This is a genomic window from Leuconostoc citreum (assembly GCF_007954785.1).
Classification (GTDB): domain Bacteria; phylum Bacillota; class Bacilli; order Lactobacillales; family Lactobacillaceae; genus Leuconostoc; species Leuconostoc citreum.
This window is the reverse complement of the sequence record NZ_CP042410.1, coordinates 498,904-522,718: the sequence shown is the minus strand read 5'-3', so window position 1 is coordinate 522,718 and position 23,815 is coordinate 498,904. Positions and strand designations below refer to the sequence as shown.

30 protein-coding genes and 1 tRNA gene are annotated in these 23,815 nt (G+C 39.8%); 7 read left to right on the top strand and 24 right to left on the bottom strand.

The window, feature by feature from the left end:
- Positions 1-3: 3 nt before the first annotated feature.
- From FGL72_RS02530 to FGL72_RS02515, 4 genes are all read right to left on the bottom strand, one after another.
- On the bottom strand, positions 4-186 hold the full coding sequence (locus FGL72_RS02530; RefSeq protein ID WP_040177059.1) for a hypothetical protein: 183 nt from the start codon (positions 184-186) through the stop codon (positions 4-6).
- Positions 176-373 (bottom strand): helix-turn-helix domain-containing protein, encoded by a 198-nt coding sequence (locus FGL72_RS02525; protein WP_040177061.1) that lies wholly within the window; start codon positions 371-373, stop codon positions 176-178. Before FGL72_RS02525 ends, FGL72_RS02530 begins: the two co-directional genes overlap by 11 nt.
- On the bottom strand, positions 366-563 hold the full coding sequence (locus tag FGL72_RS02520) for a hypothetical protein (RefSeq protein ID WP_040177063.1): 198 nt from the start codon (positions 561-563) through the stop codon (positions 366-368). The genes FGL72_RS02525 and FGL72_RS02520 overlap by 8 nt, the downstream gene beginning before the upstream one ends.
- Positions 564-640: 77 nt before the next feature.
- On the bottom strand, positions 641-910 hold the full coding sequence (locus tag FGL72_RS02515; RefSeq protein ID WP_004900864.1) for a hypothetical protein: 270 nt from the start codon (positions 908-910) through the stop codon (positions 641-643).
- A 102-nt stretch (positions 911-1,012) separates the two neighbouring features.
- Between FGL72_RS02515 and FGL72_RS02510 the strand changes: the two genes are divergently transcribed.
- Positions 1,013-1,225 (top strand): heavy-metal-associated domain-containing protein, encoded by a 213-nt coding sequence (locus FGL72_RS02510; protein WP_040177065.1) that lies wholly within the window; start codon positions 1,013-1,015, stop codon positions 1,223-1,225.
- Positions 1,226-1,337: 112 nt separating this feature from the next.
- On the opposite strand, the gene FGL72_RS02505 is transcribed toward FGL72_RS02510, so the two are convergent.
- Together FGL72_RS02505 and FGL72_RS02500 are read right to left on the bottom strand one after the other, a co-directional pair.
- Positions 1,338-2,129: a phage antirepressor KilAC domain-containing protein gene (locus tag FGL72_RS02505; protein WP_146992527.1), complete on the bottom strand. Its 792-nt coding sequence runs from the start codon at positions 2,127-2,129 to the stop codon at positions 1,338-1,340.
- A 10-nt stretch (positions 2,130-2,139) separates the two neighbouring features.
- Positions 2,140-2,343, bottom strand: coding sequence for a helix-turn-helix domain-containing protein (locus tag FGL72_RS02500; protein ID WP_146992525.1), 204 nt, complete (start codon positions 2,341-2,343; stop codon positions 2,140-2,142).
- Between the two features lie 252 nt (positions 2,344-2,595).
- Here FGL72_RS02500 and FGL72_RS02495 point away from each other — a divergent pair, with 252 nt between their 5' ends.
- The 5 genes from FGL72_RS02495 to FGL72_RS02475 all read left to right on the top strand — a co-directional run bounded on the left by FGL72_RS02495 (position 2,596) and on the right by FGL72_RS02475 (position 6,259).
- Entirely contained in the window at positions 2,596-2,946 is a 351-nt protein-coding gene (locus FGL72_RS02495; RefSeq protein WP_146992523.1) for a helix-turn-helix domain-containing protein, read from the top strand.
- Positions 2,943-3,362 carry an ImmA/IrrE family metallo-endopeptidase gene (locus tag FGL72_RS02490; protein ID WP_146992520.1) on the top strand — a complete coding sequence of 140 codons (420 nt, stop codon included), beginning with the start codon at positions 2,943-2,945 and terminating at the stop codon, positions 3,360-3,362. The genes FGL72_RS02495 and FGL72_RS02490 overlap by 4 nt, the downstream gene beginning before the upstream one ends.
- A gap of 49 nt (positions 3,363-3,411) precedes the next feature.
- The gene (locus tag FGL72_RS02485; protein WP_146992518.1) at positions 3,412-4,113 is read left to right on the top strand and encodes a hypothetical protein; all 702 of its coding nucleotides are present in this window, start codon (positions 3,412-3,414) and stop codon (positions 4,111-4,113) included.
- Between the two features lie 69 nt (positions 4,114-4,182).
- A complete protein-coding gene (locus FGL72_RS02480) occupies positions 4,183-4,632 on the top strand; it encodes a hypothetical protein (protein ID WP_146992517.1) in 450 nt (149 codons plus the stop codon).
- 448 nt (positions 4,633-5,080) lie between these two features.
- Entirely contained in the window at positions 5,081-6,259 is a 1,179-nt protein-coding gene (locus FGL72_RS02475; protein WP_085699756.1) for a tyrosine-type recombinase/integrase, read from the top strand.
- A gap of 169 nt (positions 6,260-6,428) precedes the next feature.
- On the opposite strand, the gene FGL72_RS02470 is transcribed toward FGL72_RS02475, so the two are convergent.
- From FGL72_RS02470 to FGL72_RS02455, 4 genes are all read right to left on the bottom strand, one after another.
- Positions 6,429-6,517: transfer RNA gene (locus tag FGL72_RS02470), tRNA-Ser, on the bottom strand.
- Positions 6,518-6,557: 40 nt separating this feature from the next.
- A complete protein-coding gene (gene typA / locus FGL72_RS02465) occupies positions 6,558-8,396 on the bottom strand; it encodes a translational GTPase TypA (protein ID WP_004900891.1) in 1,839 nt (612 codons plus the stop codon).
- Between the two features lie 64 nt (positions 8,397-8,460).
- A complete protein-coding gene (locus tag FGL72_RS02460; protein ID WP_004904717.1) occupies positions 8,461-9,249 on the bottom strand; it encodes an inositol monophosphatase family protein in 789 nt (262 codons plus the stop codon).
- Positions 9,246-9,518, bottom strand: coding sequence for a UPF0223 family protein (locus FGL72_RS02455; RefSeq protein ID WP_004904718.1), 273 nt, complete (start codon positions 9,516-9,518; stop codon positions 9,246-9,248). Before FGL72_RS02455 ends, FGL72_RS02460 begins: the two co-directional genes overlap by 4 nt.
- Before the next feature lie 55 nt (positions 9,519-9,573).
- Between FGL72_RS02455 and def the strand changes: the two genes are divergently transcribed.
- Positions 9,574-10,161 carry a peptide deformylase gene (def, locus tag FGL72_RS02450; RefSeq protein WP_004900898.1) on the top strand — a complete coding sequence of 196 codons (588 nt, stop codon included), beginning with the start codon at positions 9,574-9,576 and terminating at the stop codon, positions 10,159-10,161.
- Between the two features lie 49 nt (positions 10,162-10,210).
- Here the strand turns inward: def and FGL72_RS02445 are convergent, their stop codons facing one another.
- The 14 genes from FGL72_RS02445 to FGL72_RS02380 all read right to left on the bottom strand — a co-directional run bounded on the left by FGL72_RS02445 (position 10,211) and on the right by FGL72_RS02380 (position 23,733).
- On the bottom strand, positions 10,211-11,098 hold the full coding sequence (locus FGL72_RS02445; RefSeq protein ID WP_004900900.1) for a DnaJ C-terminal domain-containing protein: 888 nt from the start codon (positions 11,096-11,098) through the stop codon (positions 10,211-10,213).
- Positions 11,099-11,190: 92 nt separating this feature from the next.
- On the bottom strand, positions 11,191-13,035 hold the full coding sequence (gene dnaK / locus FGL72_RS02440) for a molecular chaperone DnaK (RefSeq protein WP_004904719.1): 1,845 nt from the start codon (positions 13,033-13,035) through the stop codon (positions 11,191-11,193).
- A gap of 85 nt (positions 13,036-13,120) precedes the next feature.
- On the bottom strand, positions 13,121-13,690 hold the full coding sequence (gene grpE, locus FGL72_RS02435; protein ID WP_004900903.1) for a nucleotide exchange factor GrpE: 570 nt from the start codon (positions 13,688-13,690) through the stop codon (positions 13,121-13,123).
- Between the two features lie 17 nt (positions 13,691-13,707).
- A complete protein-coding gene (gene hrcA, locus FGL72_RS02430; RefSeq protein ID WP_004900905.1) occupies positions 13,708-14,736 on the bottom strand; it encodes a heat-inducible transcriptional repressor HrcA in 1,029 nt (342 codons plus the stop codon).
- A 127-nt stretch (positions 14,737-14,863) separates the two neighbouring features.
- Positions 14,864-15,814 carry a riboflavin biosynthesis protein RibF gene (ribF, locus tag FGL72_RS02425; protein ID WP_099044557.1) on the bottom strand — a complete coding sequence of 317 codons (951 nt, stop codon included), beginning with the start codon at positions 15,812-15,814 and terminating at the stop codon, positions 14,864-14,866.
- Complete coding sequence (gene truB, locus FGL72_RS02420) at positions 15,811-16,719, bottom strand: tRNA pseudouridine(55) synthase TruB (protein ID WP_146992515.1); 909 nt, start codon at positions 16,717-16,719, stop codon at positions 15,811-15,813. The genes ribF and truB overlap by 4 nt, the downstream gene beginning before the upstream one ends.
- Positions 16,706-17,221, bottom strand: coding sequence for a PTS sugar transporter subunit IIA (locus FGL72_RS02415; protein WP_004900910.1), 516 nt, complete (start codon positions 17,219-17,221; stop codon positions 16,706-16,708). Before FGL72_RS02415 ends, truB begins: the two co-directional genes overlap by 14 nt.
- 15 nt (positions 17,222-17,236) lie before the next feature.
- On the bottom strand, positions 17,237-18,415 hold the full coding sequence (locus tag FGL72_RS02410) for an aminotransferase class I/II-fold pyridoxal phosphate-dependent enzyme (RefSeq protein WP_146992512.1): 1,179 nt from the start codon (positions 18,413-18,415) through the stop codon (positions 17,237-17,239).
- Between the two features lie 94 nt (positions 18,416-18,509).
- Positions 18,510-18,863 carry a 30S ribosome-binding factor RbfA gene (gene rbfA / locus FGL72_RS02405; RefSeq protein WP_004900914.1) on the bottom strand — a complete coding sequence of 118 codons (354 nt, stop codon included), beginning with the start codon at positions 18,861-18,863 and terminating at the stop codon, positions 18,510-18,512.
- Positions 18,864-18,908: 45 nt separating this feature from the next.
- Positions 18,909-21,431 (bottom strand): translation initiation factor IF-2, encoded by a 2,523-nt coding sequence (infB, locus tag FGL72_RS02400; RefSeq protein ID WP_139988262.1) that lies wholly within the window; start codon positions 21,429-21,431, stop codon positions 18,909-18,911.
- Positions 21,432-21,752, bottom strand: a complete 321-nt coding sequence (locus FGL72_RS02395) for a L7Ae/L30e/S12e/Gadd45 family ribosomal protein (protein WP_004907836.1) — start codon at positions 21,750-21,752, stop codon at positions 21,432-21,434. It abuts the gene before it with no gap.
- Positions 21,742-22,038 (bottom strand): RNase P modulator RnpM, encoded by a 297-nt coding sequence (rnpM, locus tag FGL72_RS02390; protein WP_012305300.1) that lies wholly within the window; start codon positions 22,036-22,038, stop codon positions 21,742-21,744. The genes FGL72_RS02395 and rnpM overlap by 11 nt, the downstream gene beginning before the upstream one ends.
- Before the next feature lie 55 nt (positions 22,039-22,093).
- On the bottom strand, positions 22,094-23,185 hold the full coding sequence (gene nusA, locus FGL72_RS02385; RefSeq protein ID WP_004900919.1) for a transcription termination factor NusA: 1,092 nt from the start codon (positions 23,183-23,185) through the stop codon (positions 22,094-22,096).
- A gap of 71 nt (positions 23,186-23,256) precedes the next feature.
- Complete coding sequence (locus FGL72_RS02380; RefSeq protein WP_004900921.1) at positions 23,257-23,733, bottom strand: ribosome maturation factor RimP; 477 nt, start codon at positions 23,731-23,733, stop codon at positions 23,257-23,259.
- Positions 23,734-23,815 lie beyond the last annotated feature (82 nt).

Genomic DNA, 23,815 nt, shown 5'->3' with positions numbered 1-23,815 from the left:
TAATCAACCTCCTAATCCTCTATCCACTCTTTCTTTGCTAATCCGTGACAAAATGTTAGTCATAAACGACATGACATCGCCTGCATATTCTCCAGCTATTTCATCACGGCTTCTGATGTTGTCTCGTAAAACGCCGAGACGCATACGCATGTTCTGCAACTCTGTAATTAGTTCCTTATCTTTCATCTGATCTCCCAACTAGGTAATCAATGCTGACGTTGTAATAATCAGCAAAGATGATTAACCTTTTTAGACTTGGGACTGTCACACCACGCTCGTATCTTGATATATCCTGTGTATCAATTCCCACACCAACAGACAGATCAATTTGACGTTCTTTGTGTTCCAGTCTCAACTCTCGTAACCTATTCATCACCAAACTCCAGTTGACGTATCTCGTCGTCCAATTCATGAATGTAATCATTCACTTGGTCAATCTCATCTAATGACTTGCTGCGCTCATTTCTAAGGTGCTCTAGGCGTGTTTCATAACGTGTTGGCAATTCACCTACATGTTGCCAGTCTGCTACCGTCATACCACTGGGGTAGTTGTTATTTGCCATGTCACTTACCTAAACTGTCGCCTACGACTACACCACCGATGAATGCTGCAACGACAACAAACACGATGCCGATAATTTCAAAGTATTGCATTTTGCTTTGTCCTTTCTAGTTCCCATTTTCTAATAGCTCGCCAACTCCAACCAATGACATTTCCCGTATCATCTCTAATCTGCGGGAAGTCTGGAAGTTCTAAAAACCTGCTGACATCGGCTCGCCTTTTTCCAGTTAGAAATTCTGCCAAATCTTGTCGCTGTGTGATGATTTCATACTCTAACCCCTCTTCGAAAAAAGTTGAGAGTTTGCTAACAACTGACTCTGTCAGCATTGTAATAATTTTGTCGTCCATATTTGTACGCCCCTGTACTTGTTGCTTTTCTTCTAATTTCAGTGTGCTATCCTGTAGTTACTGGCATTGCAGTGCCTAGTATTTTGAAAGGATATAATTAAAATGGGATTATCACCAAAGCATTACGCCAACCGTCCTAAACTCGATTTGGAAGATTTAAATCAGGTATTGGATGCTAATTTCAACGAACCAGGCGATACAGCTACAATCGATGCTGATAAATATGCACTTTCAACAGAAGAATTGATTGCTGCTGGAACCGAAGCTGGATACACCGTTGAAAAATTGAGTGAAAATATGTTAAAGTTTAGCTGATTTATTCAGTAAATATTTAACGTTCGTTTTCAGAGAAGCCACTTGTGTTTTTAACTCGCTGACTTCTTTTTTTAATTCCAAAATTTCTTGTTTTTCTTCCATTTTCTTTCCCCTATGCTGTCTGGTCTTGTTCAATTACTGGTAAGTACCCATTTACTTTAAGCAAGTTGTACAAACCTAAGCGACCCTTTTGTGTCCACTTGGTATTCATTACAAGCTTTTTTGTTCCATCTTTACGATCGACTTCCTTAGTTTCTGATTGCGTCCAACCTTTTTTCTGGTGCTTTGCATATAACAGCCACACACCTGATTGGTTGTATTGGACGCCAAGTTGATGCAATAATTTATTCATTGCAAGACCACTCAGTCCATAATCTTTGGCAATGAATGTGATGTTAACCAATGCCTTGTTTGATAAGACTAGGTCTGTGTAGTCCGCCTTTGGTTTCATCTCGTTATTCTGTTGCAGCAAGACAGAGTTTTCTTGTTGCAAAGCGACTTTAGCTTCACGTTCATTTTTCAAATCAGTTGCCAATCGAATAATTGTGTCTGGATTAGTTAGGACATCTTCGATTGTCTTGTCTGTCATGTATGCGCCATGTTTACGAATTGCTGGCAGGACTTCTGACGTGACCCAGTCTTGGAAATGCTCAGCGGTTTCGTTGTTTGCTTTGATAGCTAACTTGTAGAATTGTGGTTCAGTGATGAAATCACCTTTTTGAATCTTTCTGCCACTTTTGGCAGAAACGAGATAATCATTCACACGTGACCAGCGAATATTTGTATATCCTTTTGCCCTTGAAACAATTCCCAATCCAATTGCTGCGCTTTCTGCATCGAACAACACTTGTCCGTTTTCTTCTTTGACTTTTAGGTTGTCAAATACCTTAATTTCTTGTGACATGTCTGTCTCCTTATAATTCGACATCTAAAATTTTTGCTACTTGCTTTTGAATTTCAATATCTTTTGGCGTGGTGTTGCCAGCCAACGCTCGATTAACTTGCGCCGGCGATGTATTAAGCATTTTTGCAAGTTCGACTTGTTTAATTCCATGTTCAATCAAAGCGACTTTGAATTTAACGCGTACTTTCGATGAAGCTTTTTCCAATTCAGTCATTTTTATCCTCCTTTATAAATTTTCATCAAGTTATTGACTAATTTTATCCAATGGAGTAATATTAGTGCATAACAAATAAGTAATAAAAACGTTGTACTTGCTTAATCAGACCGCCAAGTTAGATTTATCAGTGCTTGTTTTTGTTTGCTTAATTACTTGATGAAATAATCATAACTCTATCGAATAAATAAGTCAACCTATTTTTATCCGATTGAATTATTTTATGTAGTCAAATACTGGAGAACCTTTGATATGACTATATTTGAACGCGTTAAAGAAACTGCTAATTTAAGAAAAATAAATCTTCAAACCCTTGCAGAAAAGTCTGGAATGGGCATTAACTCGATTTATGGTTGGAAAACTAAAACGCCTTCTGTTGAGAAAATAAGCGCTGTCGCTGACGTACTCCATGTATCAACCGACTACTTATTAGGGCGTACTGATGAGATGAATGTAACGTCTGTTGATACAAAGGTTGCCGACATTTTAGATGATGAAACTATACTAGCTTTTGATGGTATGGAAATTACTGAAGAAGATAAAGAGAAACTTCGCGAATACGCACGTTTTATTATTGAACAACGCCAGCGAGGTAATAAATGATAAGAGATTACCTATATACGCAGATAACAAGCTCGTTAGAGACTTTGGCATGCAATAATGACGTCTCGGTAGTTGACGCTGATGATTTATCAACAAACGTTCCAGATACCGCGCTTGTTAATACACGAGCGGTTATTATGAATAAGTGCTTTGATGTCAACGTTGATTACGCGTATAGACTAGCTCACGAGCTTAGCCATATATTATACGGTGATCACGAAGCACAAGCTGTTTATCAATTTAGTGAGTATGGTAAGCGCGGCGAAGAATTATTAGCGCACCGCAATGCTATAAAATTGCTGATTTCTATCGAAATGCCAAGTAGTCCCCTTACATTTATGAGTTACTATCGCGTGCCCTCATGGTTAGAAAGCGATGTGTTACGAATATATAATGAATTTAAATTAGTAGAATAAAAACATGTGCTGAGCAACCACAATAAAATGCTTTGGGAGAGAGAAAGTTATGATCGCGATGTTCGCTTTACTTTGGATAGTTACATCAATTGTATTCATAGTATTACTAACGCTTTATATTGTAAGTAAGGCAAATAAACAGAAAAGCGCTGTTGGAAAAAAAGCAGTAATGATTACGTTTTTTGTTGGACTTTTATTTTTTATAGGAATGATTGGATTCGCTGCTGGTAAAAGTTCGCAAAACGAATCATCACCAAAAACAGCAAAAAAATCTGACAGTTTCGTTTCATCATCTAATGACGAAAGCGATAATTCGTCAAGTTCGGACGAAGATGCAAGTGAATCAAACGATGAATCGGAATCAAGTAGCTCCACATCTGATGATAGCGACAAAGACCCTGCCTCTTACAAGACCGGTATAACATACGATCAAATCGCGCGAACGCCTGATGATTACACGAGCAAAAAAATTCAGTATACAGGCAAGGTAATTCAAGTAATGGAAGATGATGATGCTGTTCAGATTCGACTTGCTGTCGACGGAAATAGTGATAATATCATTCTGGTTAATATTGACAACAGCCTGCTTAACGGTTCCCGCGTTTTGGAAGACGACCTCGTGACTGCTTCAGGAATCAGCAAAGGCACTGTATCTTACAAGTCAACTCTAGGCGGAAAAATAACAGTTCCATCCATGGAAGCAAAAATAATTAGTGATCAAGGTAAAGCCAGCGATGACTATGGTAACTAATTATATATCCTTTTGATTTAACATATATGTGCTAAGCAACCACACTAAAATACTACGTGGAGACATAGAATGAATAAAAAAAATATAATTGTTATTGCTGTATTAGCAGTAGCTGTAGTTGGACTTGGTGGATATATCGTTGGTAACCACTCATCCAATGAATCGACCAAAACAGAAAAAACATCGAAATCAAACAAATCAAGCGAGCTAGAGAAAAACTCTGAATCATCTTCTACATCATCTGTTGCAGCTATTGCTAATGACGTTATTTCAACATTAGATGCCGAGAGTCAACTAAATAACGGCCAAAGTATCGATGGTAAAACTGTTGATGTCGAAATATTCAATATCGTAAACGAGTCTGAATTGGGCCAAAATATACAAGCTGGTGAGCACTTGAACTTTTATCCAGCTACGCAACAATATAATTTAAAAGCTGGTGATCACGTTAAGTTTAAAGTTATCAACGCGAAGTCAACTATGGGTTCTTGGTTAATTACTGGCGATGTAGTCAAATAATAATAATAAGTCATAAATGCCCTTTTGGGCGTACATATTGTTTGTGCATTGGAAAGGTGTCAAATATGAATTATTTATATAAATATATGTTTTATCAACTAAAATGGTTTTTCATGTTTATATACTTTTCTTTTGCAGCTATAATTTTAATTGCCATTTTATATTTCATATGGACTAAAATACATCAAAAATAAGATTAAAGACTCAGCAGTAATAAATAATAGACAATGAAATCTTAAAAATAAGCAAATAAAAAAGCACACCTAGCCGGGGGTGGCAGTCGGTGTGCTAATGACTAAAACGCACTGGGCGTTCTATTATATTGTAACAGATGTAAGGCCTTTTTTAAAGTTTTTTTATTTCGTCCATAAAGTCATGACGTTAAACTGCCCTAATATCATATTGTACGCCCTATTGTACTTTCGTTAATCGAAAGGAAAATAACATTATGATAAAAAAAGTAACTACAGGCCGTTTTAACGGCAAGTATGAAGTAAGAACCTCAATGCGTGACCAGTTAGGCAAACGCCATTTCTCGCCACGTCGGTATGTGGACACGTACCAGGAAGCTAAACAATTTGAAAGTGAAGACAGATTAGCATTTGCTAGTGGTTACACCGCGAACAATGCTTCAATGCCTTTATGGAAATATTTCGAACAATGGTATCTCGGAAACGTTGAACCATATCTCGAAACTAACAGTAAGAATAATTACAGAACCTTAATCAAACGATTACGCATTGATTTAGCTGGTAGACCATTAAAATACTTTGATGGTAACAAAACCGCTATTCAGCTCTACTTCAATGAGCTTGGCCAGAAGTATTCTTCTGGCACTGTTACAAAATATCGCGCGTTCTTGAGAAAAGCTTTCTCAGATGCAGAGTACGACGGCTTGATTAGAAAAACACCCATGCCATCGGAAAACATGATACGAACAACTGGCATCGATAAGGGTATGTTTAAACCGGTAGCAAGCTTAAGTTTAGAACACGCAAATAAATTGCGAAAGTATTTCTACGAAAATATTGATTTGATTCATCAGGAATACCTTGTGCTGCTAATTATGCTTGAATGCGGCTTACGCCCTAGTGAAGCAAAGGCTTTAAGATTTGATGACATAGACCGTTCAAAGCATACCCTACACGTCCACAACACCTTCATAGAGCAAGACAATAGCATTAAGCCCTATACGAAAACACGCAGCGATCGTCATGTCCCTGTTTCCCCACAATTGGAGAAACTCATTGTCACTTTTTCTGAACAAAAACAAAAAAGGCTCAGCGTTTATAATATCAACAACGAGCACAACTTGATGTTTAGGAATGAACTCCCGCCCACTACCAGAGGTGACCGTCTACTATCATCTAGCACCAACACTAACAAAGTATTTAAAAAGGCTTTGAATAAAGTTGGCATACCAGATAAAACTAGCGACGGTTTGGTTATAACGCCAAAAACCTTACGTGCAACGCATGATACTATTTTGATACAAAAAGGTGTATCTCTTGATTATATCGCCAGAATTTCGGGACACACCATTGAAATCATCAATAAATACTACCATGCGTTGCTTGATGAAGTGGTTAATGAGGAAGCGGAAAAAGTAAAGAATATTTGGGACTAACAGCTAGACACACATGGGTTTAGCGAAAAAGGTTTGGAAAAGTTGAGACTGGCTCCAATTTGGCTCCAATTTTCACGTTCTCACACGTTTTATAGCGTTTTGAGAAACAAAAAAACGTTGATTTAACAACGTTTTTGTACATATTTCTACGTGCGAACACTTGTTCGTAAGGAGATAGCGGGATTTGAACCCGCACACCGCCAAAAGCGGCTCGACGGATTTCGAGTCCGTTGCAGTACCAGATTGTGCCATATCTCCATGAGTGAGAACAATTAATATCGTTCTCATGTTATATAAATTACTTTGATGCCTTACGACGTTTTGCTGCCTTTTCACGTTCAGCAGTATTCAAAATTGCCTTTCGAATACGAACATTTTCAGGTGTTACTTCAACGTACTCGTCATCGTTCAAGAATTCCAAACTTGCTTCCAAGTTCATCACACGAGGTGTCTTGATTGATGCAGTTTGATCCTTGTTTGATGAACGGACGTTTGATTGTGGCTTCAACTTTGTCACGTTAACAGAAATATCGTTGTCACGTGCATTCATACCAACAATCATACCTTCATAGACTTCAACACCAGCGCCAATGAACATTTGACCACGGTCTTCAACACCCATGATAGCATAGTTTGAAGTTGTTCCTTGAGTAATTGAAACCAGCGCACCATTACGACGACCTGGCTCCCAGTTGCGAACAACAGGACGGTATTCAGCATAGGTATGGTTGAAAATACCATATCCGCGTGTTGCTGACATGAATTCTGTTGAGTAACCAATCAAACCACGTGAAGGTGCCATATAAGTCAAACGCGTTTGACCATTACCAACAGATTCCATGTTTTCCATTTCACCCTTACGTTGGTTCAATGAATCAATAACTGTTGAGGCGTATTCATCTGGTGTATCAATTTGAACAGATTCATATGGTTCTGATTGCACACCGTCAATATCACGATAAATAACTTGTGGGCGTGAAGCTTGTAATTCAAAGCCTTCACGACGCATAGTTTCAATCAAAATTGACAAATGTAATTCACCACGTCCTGATACTAACCATGCGCCTGCTTGGTCAGTATCTTCAACACGCAATGACACATCTGTGTGCAATTCACGACGCAAACGGTCTTCGATTTGACGTGCTGTGACGAACTTACCTTCTTTACCTGCAAATGGGCTATCGTTTTGACGGAAAGTCATCTGCAATGTTGGTTCGTCAATACGCAAAATAGGTAATGCTTCAGGGTGTGCAGTATCTGCTACTGTTTCACCAACAGAAATGTCTTCCATCCCTGAAACGGCAATCAAATCACCGGCCTTAGCTTCTGTAATATCAACTTGATCCAAACCAATAAATCCAGCTAGCTTTGTGACACGGAATGATTGTGTTGTGCCATCTAACTTCATCACTTCAACGTTGTCACCAATTTTAATTGTGCCACGCTTAACACGGCCAATACCAATACGACCAACGAAGTCGTTATAATCTAACATAGCCACTTGGAATTGCAATGGTTCGTCTGAGTTGTCAATTGGGGCAGGAATTGTTTCAAATACCTTGTCAAAAATTGGCTTCATTGTGTGTTCTTGGTCAGCAACGTCAGGAGACAATGATGATGTGCCGTTCATAGCTGAAGCAAAAATAACTGGGAAGTCCAAATCTTCTTCATCAGCACCTAATTCAATAAACAAGTCCAACACTTCGTCAACAACTTCTTCAGGACGAGCACCTGGACGGTCTACTTTGTTAACAACCACAATAGGTGTCAAGTTTTGTTCAAAGGCTTTCTTCAAAACGAAACGTGTTTGAGGCATTGTACCTTCAAAGGCATCAACAACCAACAAAACACCATCAACCATACCCATGATACGTTCAACTTCACCACCGAAATCCGCGTGCCCAGGTGTATCCAAAATGTTAATTTGCTTGTCCCCAACCTTAACGGCTGTGTTCTTTGACAAGATAGTGATACCACGTTCTTTTTCGATGTCGTTTGTATCCATTGCACGATCACCCAATTCCTTGCGTGAGTCCAATGTGTCTGATTGCTTCAAAAGTTCGTTAACCAACGTCGTCTTTCCATGATCGACGTGGGCGATGATAGCGATGTTACGAATATCTTCGCGATTTGCCAATTTTCTAGTGCTCCTTTAATTTCATACTACTCATCTCATAGTAAAAGCTAGGGTCTGTTGTGCCCTAGCTTTGATGCAACGTTAAAATATCACGATGCGCGCGATTTGTAGCCACTAATACTATGTTAGATGATAACATATCTAGGGCTTTGCCGTCAATATCTGAAACGGATAATCCTAATGTTTTTGCTAAAACCTGTCCTGCCGCAAAATCCCAAGGCATCATTTTAGATGAATAACCTATTGCTTGCCCCATGATAACACGAATAAATGATGGCCCCGCCGCGCCAATTACACGGTAGCCCAAAGCCGCTTTAGCTATCTTATCATAACCAAACATACCATATAACAGTCTAGCACCACTTAATAACACGATACCCTCTGATAAATTATCATCAATCGGTGGTTTAAGGCGCAATTGGTTAGCAAATACGCCGATTTGAGGGCCGCCATGATAAACCACATTATTGACCACGTCAAGAATCCACCCTAAAACGGGTTGATTATCTTCATAAAGGGCAATCATCACTGCAAAATCTGTTTTTTGTTTGACAAAATTCATCGTACCATCAATCGGATCAACGAACCAAACACGTCCGTTCATATCTTGATTGTGGTCACCAAAACCTTCCTCACTGACAATATGCGCCTCGGCATCAAAGTGTCGAATTTTGTCATTAATGAACTTTTCATTATCTTGGTCCACATTGGTTACTAAATCACGGTTATCACGTTTTTCATGGACATCTAAGCGCTGTTGCATTGCCGCAATTGTCTTTTGTCGGATGTCATTGAGCCATAACAATACTGTCTGATCGATTTCTTGAATTTCAAATTGACTTAATAAGGTCATACCTTTATCCTGTCTTTTGTTGTGGCTTGTGCCAACTTAATTGTGCGATAAATACTAAAACCAGTCTGCTGCTCGAAATTGCGATCAAACTGCTTTTGCTCACTTTTAGATGGGATTACTTGTCGAAACTTGTCATATTGTGCCAGTAACGTCACTTTTAAAACACCATTTTCATAGACTTGTAGCACTTTGTCAACGAAAGCGCTGACCGTCACGATATCATCGATTGTCCAATTGCTGTCAATTGGTAATGTATAATTTTCACTCATAGTTCTATTTTAACATGTTGCACACTTTGATATACTAGTAAAGAGGTGAATTTATATGACAATACGTTTTACAATGGACAAAATCACACGTGATGGTGATCCAGTTTTGCGCCAAGTGTCGACAGCCGTGCCCTTCCCTCTCAGCGAAGAACATGCACAGTTAGCTCAAGATATGATGACCTATCTCGTTGTTTCGCAAGATGAAGAAGAAAACGAAAAATACGGTTTACGACCCGGCGTTGGGTTAGCAGCACCACAAGTTGGCTACTCGCTCCAAATGACATCAATTCTTATTCCTGCACTTGAGACACATGAACAGGATGAGCAAGATGACAAACCATACTTCAAAGGGACAATTTTCAACCCAGTTATTATTTCTGAATCTGTTAAGCGTAGTGCTTTGAATGTGGGTGAAGGTTGCCTATCCGTTGATGAAGATGTACCAGGTTTTGTGCCACGTGCTAATCGTATCACTGTGCGCTATCAAGATGAAACTGGCGCCACAAAGACTTTAAAATTACGCGATTATCCAGCAATTGTCTTTCAACATGAAATTGATCATTTACATGGTCACCTCTACTATGACCATATCAATCTAGATGCGCCATGGCAAGTTGATGACGATGTCAAATATATCGATTAATAAAAAACACATCCTTTTAAAAGGATGTGTTTTTTATCATGCAAACAACTTATAACTTGTCGAAAAAACTTTTTCTTTTTGTGCCATCAGTTGCTTCTTGAAAAGATTCCAAAGCTTTCTTTTGGTCACGGTTTAGCTTTGTTGGTACATCAATTTTCACAATGACATATTGATCACCATTTCCTGTACCGCGTAAACGTGGAGCTCCTTTACCACGCAAACGGAAACGTGTGCCCGTTTGTGTGCCTGCAGGAATTTTTAAATTCACATCCCCATGTACTGACTTAACTTGTATTTCATCACCAAGAGCAGCGCTGACAAAGCTAATTTTGTGTTCAAGATAGATATCAGCACCGTCACGTTCAAAGCCGTCTTTAGAAGCCGACACTTGGAAGACAACGAACAAGTCACCACGTGGGCCGCCATTCATCCCCTCTTCACCCTGGCCTGCTAACCGCATCTGTTGCCCAGTTTCAACACCTGCTGGCACCGTCACTTTGATTTCATGCGGCCCATCACCACGATTAAATTTAATAACTTCTTCTTTACCAAATACCGCTTCTTCAAAGCTTAAGTGCATACGGTATTGTAAATCTTGTCCTTTGCGAGGTCTGTTAGGGTCAAAACCACCGCCAAACATTTGGCTGAAGATATCCCCCAAGTCGGAAAAGTCGCCAAAGCCACCTTGCTGTTGGTAACCACCAAAACCACCCTGTCCTGCACCAGCTGGACCGAATTGATCATATTGCGCACGCTTTTGCTCATCCCCTAAGGTTTCAAAAGCTTCTTGAATTTCTTTATATTTTTCTTCAGCCCCTGGTTCATGGTTAATATCAGGATGATATTTTTTAGATAATTTACGATAGGCTTTTTTAATATCATCTTGACTGGCATTTTTATCAACACCAAGACGATCATAGTATTCTGTGTTATTCAATGATCTGCTCCTTTTCCACATTATGTACACAAACCGCATCCATCAGAATGCGGTTTGTTTTGTGCTAACTATATATTAAACAACGCGATTAATTAATCTTTCTTTTTTGAAGGATCAACTTCTTCAAAATCGCCATCTACTGTCTTGTCATCCTTTGGCTTAGCTTCACCTTCTGCGCCTTCTTTTGGTGCAGCTTGTTGATAAAGCTTCATGGCCAATTCTTGAGCAGCCTTAGCCAATGCTTCTGTCTTAGCCTTTAAGTCTGTCAAATCAGCGTCTTCAGCTGCTGCATCTTCCTTAGCCTTCTTCAAAGCTTCCAAAGCCTCTTGTGTCGCCTTCTTATCATCATCACTCAACTTGTCGCCAGCTTCTTCAAGCGTTGCTTCAGTTGAGAAAATCAATTGGTCAGCTTCGTTACGTGTATCAACAGCTTCTTTCTTCTTTGCATCGGCTTCTTCATTAGCCTTAGCATCATTCATCATCTGCTCGATTTCTTCTTCAGAGAGACCACCAGCAGCTTGGATTGTAATCTTTTGTTCCTTTTGTGTACCCAAGTCTTTAGCTGATACTGACACAATACCGTTACGGTCAATGTCAAATGTGACTTCAATTTGTGGTACACCACGCTTAGCAGCAGGAATATCTGACAATTGGAAACGGCCCAAAGTCTTGTTATCAGCGGCCATTGAACGTTCACCTTGTAGGACATGGATATCTACAGCGGGTTGATTATCAGCAGCTGTTGAAAAGACTTGTGACTTTGATGTAGGGATTGTTGTGTTACGATCAATCAATTTCGTGAAGACGCCACCCATTGTTTCAATACCCAATGATAGTGGTGTGACATCTAGCAATACAACATCCTTAACATCACCAGTAATAACACCACCTTGAACGGCTGCACCAAGAGCAACAGCTTCATCAGGGTTAATTGAATGGTTTGGTTCCTTACCTGTTAACTTCTTAACTGATTCTTGCACAGCAGGGATACGCGTTGAACCACCGTTCAAAATCACTTCATCAATGTCTGAGAATGACAAACCAGCATCTTTCAAAGCGTTCAGAACTGGTTGTTCTGCCTTTTTAATCAAATCAGCAGTCAACTCATTAAACTTTGCACGTGACAAAGATGTTTGCAAATGCAATGGTCCTTGATCACCAGAAGCAATAAATGGCAAATCGATTTGTGCTTCGTTAGCTGAAGACAATGTCTTCTTTGCTGATTCGGCGGCATCCTTCAAACGTTGTAATGCAAGCTTATCATCCTTCAAGTCAATGCCATTGTCTGCCTTAAATTGAGCAGCTAAGTAATCGATGATCTTGTTATCAAAGTCATCACCACCAAGGTGAGTGTCACCATTTGTTGACAAAACTTCGAAGACACCATCACCCAATTCTAGGATAGACACATCAAATGTACCACCACCCAAATCATAAACAAGAATCTTTTCATCTTTGTCTAGCTTGTCCAAACCATAGGCCAAAGCTGCCGCTGTTGGTTCGTTAATAATACGTTCAACTTCCAAGCCAGCAATCTTACCGGCATCCTTGGTTGCTTGACGCTGTGCATCATTAAAGTAAGCAGGTACTGTGATAACAGCCTTTTCAACCTTTTCACCTAAGTAATCTTCAGCATATCCCTTGATATATTGCAAAATCATTGCTGAAATTTCTTGTGGCGTATAATCCTTACCATCAGCGGTAACTTTGTAACCAGCCTCACCCATGTGTGACTTAATTGAAATAATTGTGTCTGGGTTTGTAATTGCTTGACGCTTAGCCACGTCACCAACTTGGCTTTCACCGTTTTTAAATGATACAACAGATGGTGTTGTGCGACCACCGTCTGGATTTGTAATAATTTTTGGTTCGCCACCTTCTAATACAGCGACGGCTGAGTTTGTAGTTCCTAAATCAATACCGATAATTTTTGACATGAATTTTTCTTCCTTTACTATTAAAATGCATTTGCTTTTTAAGGTGTAGTGCGTCAAGCTGAATCACCATATAAATATATTTACATTACTTTGCAACAGCTACCATAGCTGGACGAAGGACACGATCCTGAATCATATACCCTTTTTGAAGTACCGTAGCGATTTGATCTGAGGCAACATCGTCTGATGCCACACTTTGAATTGCCTGATGCTTTGTTGGATCAAAAGTTTCACCTACTTCACCTGTAGCAGATATACCATTGTCCCGTAATGCTTGCACTAATGTTCCTAATGTCATTTCGACACCAGTTTTAATTTGTTGGGTCACTGCATCTTCAGATTCAACCTGAAGCGCACGTTCCAAGTTATCAACAGCTGGTAATACGGCACCTGCCAATTTTTGACCATCATATTTACGAACAGTTTGAAGTTCACGTGCATGACGTTGCTGAATATTTTGAATCTCTGCCTGTGCACGTAACAATTTGTCTTCAAGTTCTTTAACGTCACTTTGAAGTTGCTCAATCTCAACTTGTTGTGGGTCAACCTCTGCTTCTTTTTCCAAAGTATCTACATCTGCCTCAATTTGTTCAGTAACAGTTTCGTCATTGATTTCTTCAATATTTTGCTCTGTTTCCTTTTGTTGCTCTTTCACGTAAGTGCCCTCCTAAATTATGTATATTCAATCATTTTTTGCGTTAACGCTTCGCCATAAGCATCAATTAGTAAGATATTTCTCGCATATGGCATACGGATTGGTCCGAGTAATGCAATCACACCATCTCCTTGATTAGGTATTGTAAAGCCACGTGTAATTAAACTAAATGACTTTAACAGTGGTTCATGAATTTCTTGTGATATTTTAACAACCGTGTGTGAGCCCAGCGTCTGAGCAACGTTTCTGATATCTTTGGCTGATTCAAGGAATTCTAATAATCGCTTTAAATCAGCTTTATTATTGAGAGATTCATCAAAATTCAGTACATTCAAGCGACCACCAATATGAACTTGATCACCAACTGAACGTGAGAGAACATCCCCAAATAATTGTAAGAATGCGCCTGGCGTCTTAATGACACGACTCATTTGCGTTGGCAATTCATCAGATTGCATCATTTGCAACACTTCTAAGACTGGCCGACCAGTCATCTGATCATTAATATACTTGACCATGCTATCTAGAGATGATATTGCTAGTTCGCGAGGTAATTTAAAGGTTTGACTTGTCACTTTACCATCGCTTGTAACTAGTACAGCAATCAATTGTTGGTTCTCGAGGGGCACTAAGCGGAACCCTGATACTTTAATGTCGTGACGCTGTGGCTTCAATATAATGGCAGTTGCACCTGTAAACTCTGATAACGTGCGTGCTGACTCATCTAATAAATCATCTATTTCATGAAAATTACCACGAAACGACTGTATTACCATATTAACGTCATGTTCAGTCACGCTATGATTAGCCATTAAATGATCTAAATAGTAACGATAACCTGCGCGCGACGGTACACGACCAGCCGAAGTATGTAATTTCTTAATTAATGATGCAGATTCTAATGCGGCCATTTCATTACGAATGGTTGCCGAACTTACTTTAATATTGAGCTGTTCTTGCAAACTTTTAGAGCCAACAGCTCGTGCTGTCTGTGTATATTCATAAATGATGGCACTTAGGATTAATTTTTGCCTATCTGTTAGCATACCATCACCTCCACTTTAGCACTCAATACTTCTTACTGCTAACATCTATAATAATACACCTTTCTCAAAAAAAAGCAACCTTTTTAGCACTCTTTTTATCAGAGTGCTAAAAAACACTTGATTGATATTAATCAAGTGTTTCAAAATAGGTGCGCGTTGCCACTTTATCTTTTTCAAGTTGTGTAATTAAATCATCAACCTGATTAAATTTAACTTCGCCTCGTAAATGGTGATGCCATGCCACAGTGACATCTTCACCATAAATTGCTTGGTTAAAATCTAAAATGTTTATTTCGACTGTTATCGGACGATTGTCGCCGAAAGTTACATTTCGACCAATGCTTGCCATGCCAATATGCCATTGACCAGCAATGCTAATCTTGACAGCGTAGATTCCAATTCCAGGTAACCACTCTAGCTCAGGTGTTAAAACATTTGCCGTAGGAAAGCCTAGTTCTCGGCCTCGGGCTTCACCATGAACAACAATGCCCGTTGTATGATAAATGCGCCCCAATTGGCGATTAACTGTTTGCATGTCACCAACACATAGCGCAGAACGAATCTTGGAAGAACCTATTTTTAAGCCTAAATCATCAAACTCCGGCACAATAATGACGTCAAAACGCGCTTTGGCATAAATTGCTAAGTTAGCCATATTAGCTTGATTTTTATCGCTGCCATATAAATGGTCAAAACCAGCCACAACTGCTACTGGATTTAACTGCATCAACACCTCATCAACAAATACCTGTGGTGATAAACCCGCTAGTTGAGAAGTAAACTGCATCTTGTACATTTCCGAAACACCTAATGTTTCAAGTAATTGCGCTTTCTGCTTTACCACTGTTAAGTATTTTAATGGTTCGGTTAATGCTTTGAATGCGACACTTGGATGTGGATCATAAGTCAATACTGCTAGCGGTACACCTAAAGCATCTGCTTCAGCCTTAGCTCGCTTAATGACAGCTTGATGGCCTAGGTGTACGCCATCAAAAAAACCCATAGCGACAACTTGGCGTACCGGCTGTTTGAAATTTTGAATTGGATAATGTAATGTTGTTGTTTTAATCATTGTCATTTATTATTGAAAACATAACGTGAACGCCATTCACCAGTATTTTGATTATAAGCGTAAACTGCTTTCACTTCATCCTGATATGTTAATTGCAAATAATTATCATCGGCAGGCCACTGTGTGATAACCTGCCCATTTTTAACGGCAAACCATTCATCATCCGTCAAAGGCTTTATTGGCCAATTCAATAACTTAGAAATAGGAATTACTTTTTCTAAAATTGCTGTACGTGGCCAAGTCATCACATCGTTTAACTCAATGGCTTGCGACAACGTCATCCCGCTACCCATCACGCGTTCTAAACGTGTCATGGTTGCTGGCATGCCTAATTGACGACCAGTATCAACTGCTAGTGTTCTAATATAAGTTCCCTTTGAAACTGTCGCCTCAAAGTCAAATTTTTGTTGCTGATGAGCATAGTTCACTAATGATGTACGGTGAAAATCATAAATATGAGCTTCTCGAATTGGACGAGTTACAGTTTCCCCGGCTCTAGCATATTCGTAAAGCCTTTTTCCGGCCACCTTAACAGCCGAATACATTGGTGGAACTTGTTGAATCGACCCGTTCAGTGACTGAATAGCTTCATCAATCTGTTGATCACTATACGGCACAGTAATTGCCTTTTCAGAAATGATTTCACCACTTAAATCCTCAGTCTCTGTTGCAAAGCCCAAGGTAATATCACCAACATAACGCTTAGGACGTGACTGTAACTCATCAATAAGTTTAGTCGCTTTACCTAAGGCAACAACTAAAACGCCTGACACATCTGGATCAAGCGTGCCAGCATGACCAACTTTTTTTTGACCAATAGCACGTCTAACTTTTGCCACAACATCAAATGAGGTCACACCTCTTGGCTTATTGATGACAATAACACCATCTACTTGGTCATTGGCTAACATCGGTGCTCTCCTGATTTTGCCAAACATTTTGTCCAGCATAAACAGCCCCATAGTTGACGTGTGGGACAATTGTTTCTTCGAACAACACATAGATATGCACTTCTGGATTTGTCGCGTGTGTTGTACCAATCAAATCACCGGCATGTAGTTGTTGTCCTGTGCCATAAGTTGCCAAATGGGAGATTGTGGTATCATTTGTTTGCAATTTTACTGTTACTTGTTCATGATGAACGCTTTGTATCGTAACAGTTTGTGCATCTGAAGAAACCACAATACCAGAAACTGGTGACATGATACTGTTGCCATTTGGCACCATCATAAAACCATTATGGCTATTGATTTGGTCCTTATCACTGGCGATTTGTTGCAATTGACCTGTTACCGGTGCAACAACAACCGGCAATTCTGACTTACGTGCAATATGTGTTGCATTCATTTGCCCAGTGGTTCTAACTCTCTGATGTCTGTTGTTTTGATTAAATAAATTTTGCCACCAACTCATAAACTACCCCTCACTTTATTTTTCACGTAAACGCTTCACATACGCTGTGATTCTTTTCATGCCTTCATCTAAATCTTCATCCGAAGCAGCGTAAGATATACGGATAAATGCTTTTGCTGACTCGCTAAAGCCAGAACCAGGGATTACTGCCACCTTTCCCTCGCGGGCAAGGTTTAAGGCAAATGCATCACCATCATCTCCCAAATCTACTGGCAACTTGGCAAAAATATAAAAAGCCCCTTCTGGTGTCACTACATCAAAACCAAGTGCCTTTAACTGTGGTAAAATGCGATCTCGTCTGGCCTTATAAGCTGCTCTCATCAACAAAGGTGTATCCTTGACATCGCGCAAGGCCACCACAGCTGCATCTTGAATAAAAGTTGGGATAGCAAAAGTCAAGGCCCCGTGAACTTTTTGCATCTCTAAAATCATCTGCTTTGAAGCCAAAATGAAACCGACACGATACCCTGTCATAGCATGTGACTTAGATAGGCCGTTAATATAAATCGTCTGCTCAGGTATGATTTCTGCAAATGAAACATGCGCTTGGTCATAAGTCAATACAGCATAAATTTCATCAGAAATCACCCAAATATGATGCTTTTTAAAGGTAGCTGCCAATGCCATAACCTCTTCACGAGAGTAAGTTACTCCTGTTGGATTCGTCGGATAATTCATCAATATGGCGCGTACTGGAACCGTAGCCTTTTCTACGGCTTCATCAACCATTTCTGGTGTCAGCTTAAAACGATGTGCTGTCGTGTCAATTGCAATTTTTTTGCCATAAGCCAATGCGAGCGACGTGAAGTATGGCCCATAAGCAGGTTCAGGCACCAACAGACCATCACCAGGTGCCAGCAAAGTATGCAAAACAACATTGATGCCCTCGCTAACGCCTAACGTCACAATCACATTATCTTCATCCTGATAATTCAAATGATAAGTTTCATTGAAATATCTAACAGCCTCGGCGCGCAGGGACTGTTCGCCTTGACTTTCAGCATAATGAGATCGATTATTATTAATGGCTTCAGTAGCAGCAGCTTTGATTCGCTCATCAACATCAAATCCTGGTTCGCCAAATGTCAATTTTAAAACACCTGGAATATCTCGCACTGTTTTTTGAAAATTCAATAATTTATCGGGCGCCATTGCCGTAATCGTTGGATTGAGTGATTGCTCTAAATTAGTCATGTTAGCGTTCCTTATTTATAGTCAAATTAACGTAATTCTATTTTAACACAAAAACGCTACCTCTAAATGGGTAGCGTTTTTTCATTATAATTTATTAATTATCAGCGTGTAGTTTGCGAATTAAATCTTCAATGTGATTACCATATTGAACGGACTGATCACGGACAAATTTTAATTCTGGCGTCTTATAGACAGTTAAACGTGCACCTAATTCTTTTCTGATTAAACCACTAGCTGCTTCAAGACCAGCTTGCGCTTTTTGACCATCACTAGCCAAGTCAGAAAGAATTGAATAATAAATCGTTGCAATTTGCAAATCACCTGACAGTTCAACACTTGTTACCGTGACATCTTGTACCCTTGGGTCATTAATGCGTTTAAGCAATAAGTCAGTTACATCACGTTGAACTTCTTGTGCGAGGCGACCTGCACGTTGTGGATTAGCCATAACTTGTGCCCCTTTTCTATTATGTCAACTAACAGTCGTTAACTATTATTTTACTTTTACTTCTTCCATGATATAAGCTTCAACAGTATCGCCAACTCTAATATCATTATACTTTGCAACCGTGAAGCCAAACTCATAACCCATCTTCACTTCGTTGACAGAATCCTTACCACGCTGCAATGATGCAACTTCACCATCATAAACAACAACATTATCACGCATGATACGAACCTTAGAATCCTTCGTAATCTTACCTTCTTCAACCATTGCACCGGCAATGATACCAACCTTAGAGAACTTAAACAATTCCTTAACAGTAACATTACCAATAACCTTCTCTTCAAAGACAGGTTCAAGTTGTCCCTTCATGGCTGCTTCAACATCGTCAATAGCATTATAAATCACGTTATAGAAGCGAATATCAACCTTATCAGAATCAGCTTGAGACTTTGCTAGAGGCGTTGAACGAACATTAAAGCCAATAATAATTGCACCGGAAGCAGAGGCAAGCGTTACATCAGACTCGTTAATTGCACCAACAGCTGTGTGAATAATATCCACACGAACACCATCAACTTCAATCTTCTTAAGCGAGCCTGACAAAGCTTCGACAGAACCTTGTACATCAGCTTTCACAATAACAGGAACTGTTTTCATGGCCTTTTCAGACATTGTACTAAATAATGTGTCCAGTGTGACAACAGAACCTGAGTTACGAATTGCTTCTTGCGCACGCTTAGCACGTTCTTCACCAGCTGCACGTGCAGTTTTTTCGTCTGCCATAACGATGAATCGATCACCAGCCTGTGGTACTTCGTTAATACCTGTAATTTGCACTGGTGTTGCAGGCAATGCCTCGGCTAATTCAATACCACGTTCATTTGTCATTGTTCGCACACGACCATAGGTATTACCAACAACAATTGGATCACCAACACGCATCGTACCTTGTTGAACAAGCACAGTTGCAACCGGGCCACGTCCCTTGTCCAAACGTGCTTCAATCACTGAACCACGCGCAGGTACATCCGGATTAGCTTTAAGTTCAAGCACTTCAGCTTGTAGCAAAATCATTTCTAACAATTCATCAACGTTTTGACCAAACTTAGCAGAAATCTTAACGAAAATCGTGTCGCCACCATATTCTTCAGGTACTAAGTCATAGGCCATTAATTGATTCATAACCTCATCAGGATTAGCTCCTGGCTTATCAATCTTGTTGACTGCCACAATAATTGGCGTTTCAGCGGCTTTGGCATGATTAATAGCTTCAATTGTTTGTGGCATGACACCATCATCAGCTGCAACAACTAAAATAGTTAAGTCCGTTACATTGGCACCACGCGCACGCATTTCTGTAAAGGCAGCGTGTCCTGGTGTATCCAAGAATGTAATGGTTTTGCCGTTTAACTGCGTTTGGTACGCACCGATATGTTGTGTAATACCACCGGCTTCGCCTTCAGTCACATTAGAGTTACGCAAGTAATCAAGCAAGGTTGTCTTACCATGATCAACGTGTCCCATAATTGTTACAACTGGTGGACGAGCGACTAACTTGCTTTCGTCAATCGTATCATCTTCGAAGAACTTATCAATATCGGCAACATCTTCTTCTTCTTTAAGTTGTGATTCAATACCATAATCAGCAGCCAAAATTTCAATTGTATCAGCGTCTAATGATTGGTTTTGGTTTGTCACGATGCCTAGTAAGAATAGCTTTTTAATAATTTCAGCTGTGTCACGATGAAGTAACTTTGATAAATCTTGTACGTTCATACCAATACGATATTCAAGCACTGCTGGTAGTGGCTGTTCCTTACGCTCAGTTGCTGGTACAGCTGGTCCCTTTTTAGCAGCGATACGGCGTGACTTTTTCGACCCACGAGGCTTATCATTACGACGTGGTGTTTGTTGTCCCGTACCGTTTGTGTTGCGTTTGCGTGAATTGTTACGTGCAGAGTTATTGCCCGAAGCTAATGCGCCACCAAACTTACCTGTGCCGCTCTGCGTTGTTGTTGCAGTGGCCTTTGTTTCTGCTGTTTTAGGCTTAGTTTGTGCTGGTTTTTCTGGTGCTTTTTTACTCTGTTCAGCAGGCTTCTTAGTTGTTTTTGCTGCAGCAGCCTGCTTGCGCTTCTCGTTTTCACTCACATACTGCTTTAAGCTATTATCTGTCTTCTTAGAATAATCAATCTGTCCTTCACGAGGCTTAGTTGACCAATTCTTCTTTTCTCGAATCATTGGGCGACCCTCAGAAGCTTGTGTTCGTGATCCAGGACGTTGATTATTGCGTCCGCCTTGACCTTGTGACTTTGACTGATTTGGACGTGAAGCATTACCACCTTGAGTATTAGAACGCGAGGAATTTGTATGACGGTTTTGTCCTTGTCCCTGTGATTGTCCTTGACGAGCTGGTTTGTTTGAACGCGGTGTTGTTCCTGCACTTGAATTAGTACCATCTGTTAATTTTGCAGCGTGTCGACGTTGTGATGCTGGTAACTCCTTACGCTCTGGTACGGCCTGTTTTCGTGCAGGACGGTTTGAACTTGAGAATTTCTTTTCTTCTGTCATTTAGTTCCGCTCCTTTTCTGAAATTAATTGTTTGATTTTACGACTAAAGCCACGATCAGCAATCGCAAATATACTACGATTAACACCAATGGCGTTGATTAATTGTTGTTTTGTATAGTCCTGTACTAAAGTTATATGGTAAAAGTTTGACTTATCCATAAATTTTTTTGCTTGACTCGGACCACCATCACTTGGGAAAAAAGCTAACTGAACTTTATTCCCACGAATTGCAGTGAGTGTTGGCTCGGAACCCAAAACGATTTTGCCTGCACGCATAGCCAAGCCAAGTAAATTAAGAATTTGTTGATCTTCACTTATCACCGAATAACTCCTTACGTGCCTGCTGATGATCAACATAAGCAATAAGTTCATCGTAAAAGGCATCAGGGACTTTAACTTCGAACGCTTTGTCAAAAATACGCTGTTTCTTAGCAGTATTAGCAACATCACGATTCAAACTGATGTACGCGCCACGACCGTTTGCTTTAGATGTTGTATCTAGGCTTACATGTCCTTCTTTATCACGCACAACACGAACGAGTTCTTTTTTAGGAAACATGTCACCAGTCACAATGTCTTTTCGCATAGGTATTTTTCTAGGTTTCATTGTTCTGTAGCGTATTTTAGTTTTTCAAACCGAAATACTGTTCCTTTCTAAAAATTTAATCGTTTTCTTCAACTGACGATACGGTTTGGTTCCCTAAATCTTTTGCAGCTTCAGTTTCAGACTTAATATCAATCTTAAAGCCAGTCAAACGTGCTGCTAAACGTGCATTCTGTCCTTTTTTACCAATTGCCAAAGACAACTGATTATCTGGTACAATCACTGTTACTGCGCGCTCATTTTCAGAGTCAAAAATAACATCTGTTACTTCTGATGGATTCAAAGCATTGGCAATATATTGCGCTTCATCTTCAACCCATTCAACAATATCCATATTTTCGCCACCAAGTTCATTAACAACGGATTGCACACGGCCACCACGCTGACCAACCATTGCCCCAACAGGGTCTAAATCTGGATCATGCGTATAAACAGCAATCTTTGAACGATCTCCAGCTTCACGAGAAATGCTCATAATTTCAACAGTACCATCATATACTTCCGGTACTTCTTGTTCAAATAATCGCTTAACTAGGTCTGGCGCTGTACGTGACACAAAAATTTGTGGTCCCTTAGCGTTATTTTCAACCTTATTAACAAGCACTTTAATACGGTCACCCATACGATAATGTTCATTGGGCATTTGATCATTAGGTGCCATTGCAGCTTCTTGATTTCCTGGTAATGTCATATACAAGAAACGTGAATCTTGCCGATCAACTTCACCAGTAATGATTTCATCTTGATAATCAGCAAACTTATTATAAATCGCTTCCCGTCCTGCTTCACGGATTTTTTGCATAATAACTTGCTTAGCAGCTTGTGCTGCCATACGACCAAAATCCTTTGGCGTAACATCAAAACGAATTTCATCGCCGGGTTCGTAAGCGCGATTGATTGCTAGCGCATCTTCTAGAGAAATCTCTGTATCTTCATTTTCAAAATCTTCATCTAAGACAACATGTTTGACTTGCTTAATGGCAACATTTCCCTTTTTCGTGTCAAACACAGCCTCGACATTTTGTTCCGCATTATATTGCTTCTTGTAAGCTGCTTTCAAAGCGTCTTCTAGCGCTTCAATTACAATCGCACGTTCAATGCCGCGCTCTGCTTCAAGGGCATCGAGTGCATCAACTAATTCTTTGCTCATTCGCCTATCCTCATTCAATTAGTAACTTATTAATCAAAATTATAATAAGTCATTGCAGTTCAATATTTTCGTTAAAAATGGGTATCTAACACTGCTTTAGCAATTTCATCAAAAGTGCATACTATGGTTTCTGACGACGTAGTCAGTGTAATACCCTTATCATCAATAGTTTCAATTTTGCCTTGCCACTTTTTTTGGCCATTTTTTGCAACGAAGAATGCTACTAAAATATTTTCTCCACTCGCTTTAGCCCATTCATAATGCCAAGGCCTTATCAAAGGACGATCAGCACCTGGAGACGAAATATCTAGCATATAGGCTTCAGGTATTGGGTCTGGTTCAATAGTATCTAGTAATTCATTAACAGCCTGTGTAAATGTTGTAATGTCATCCATCGTGATAAATTCATGGTTACGTTTGTCAATCAAAATACGTAATACTTTTTGACCACCTTCTTTAGTGTAGGACACATCCCATAACAATAACTGCTGAGCATTTATCAGTGGTTCAATGAGGGTGCTAATTTCTTGTGCCACTTTATTCGCCATACGCGCTACCTCCTTTGATGAATATGTTACGATATTGCAAGCAAGTGCCAATCCCATAAAAAATGAGCCGGCCTCGTACTAA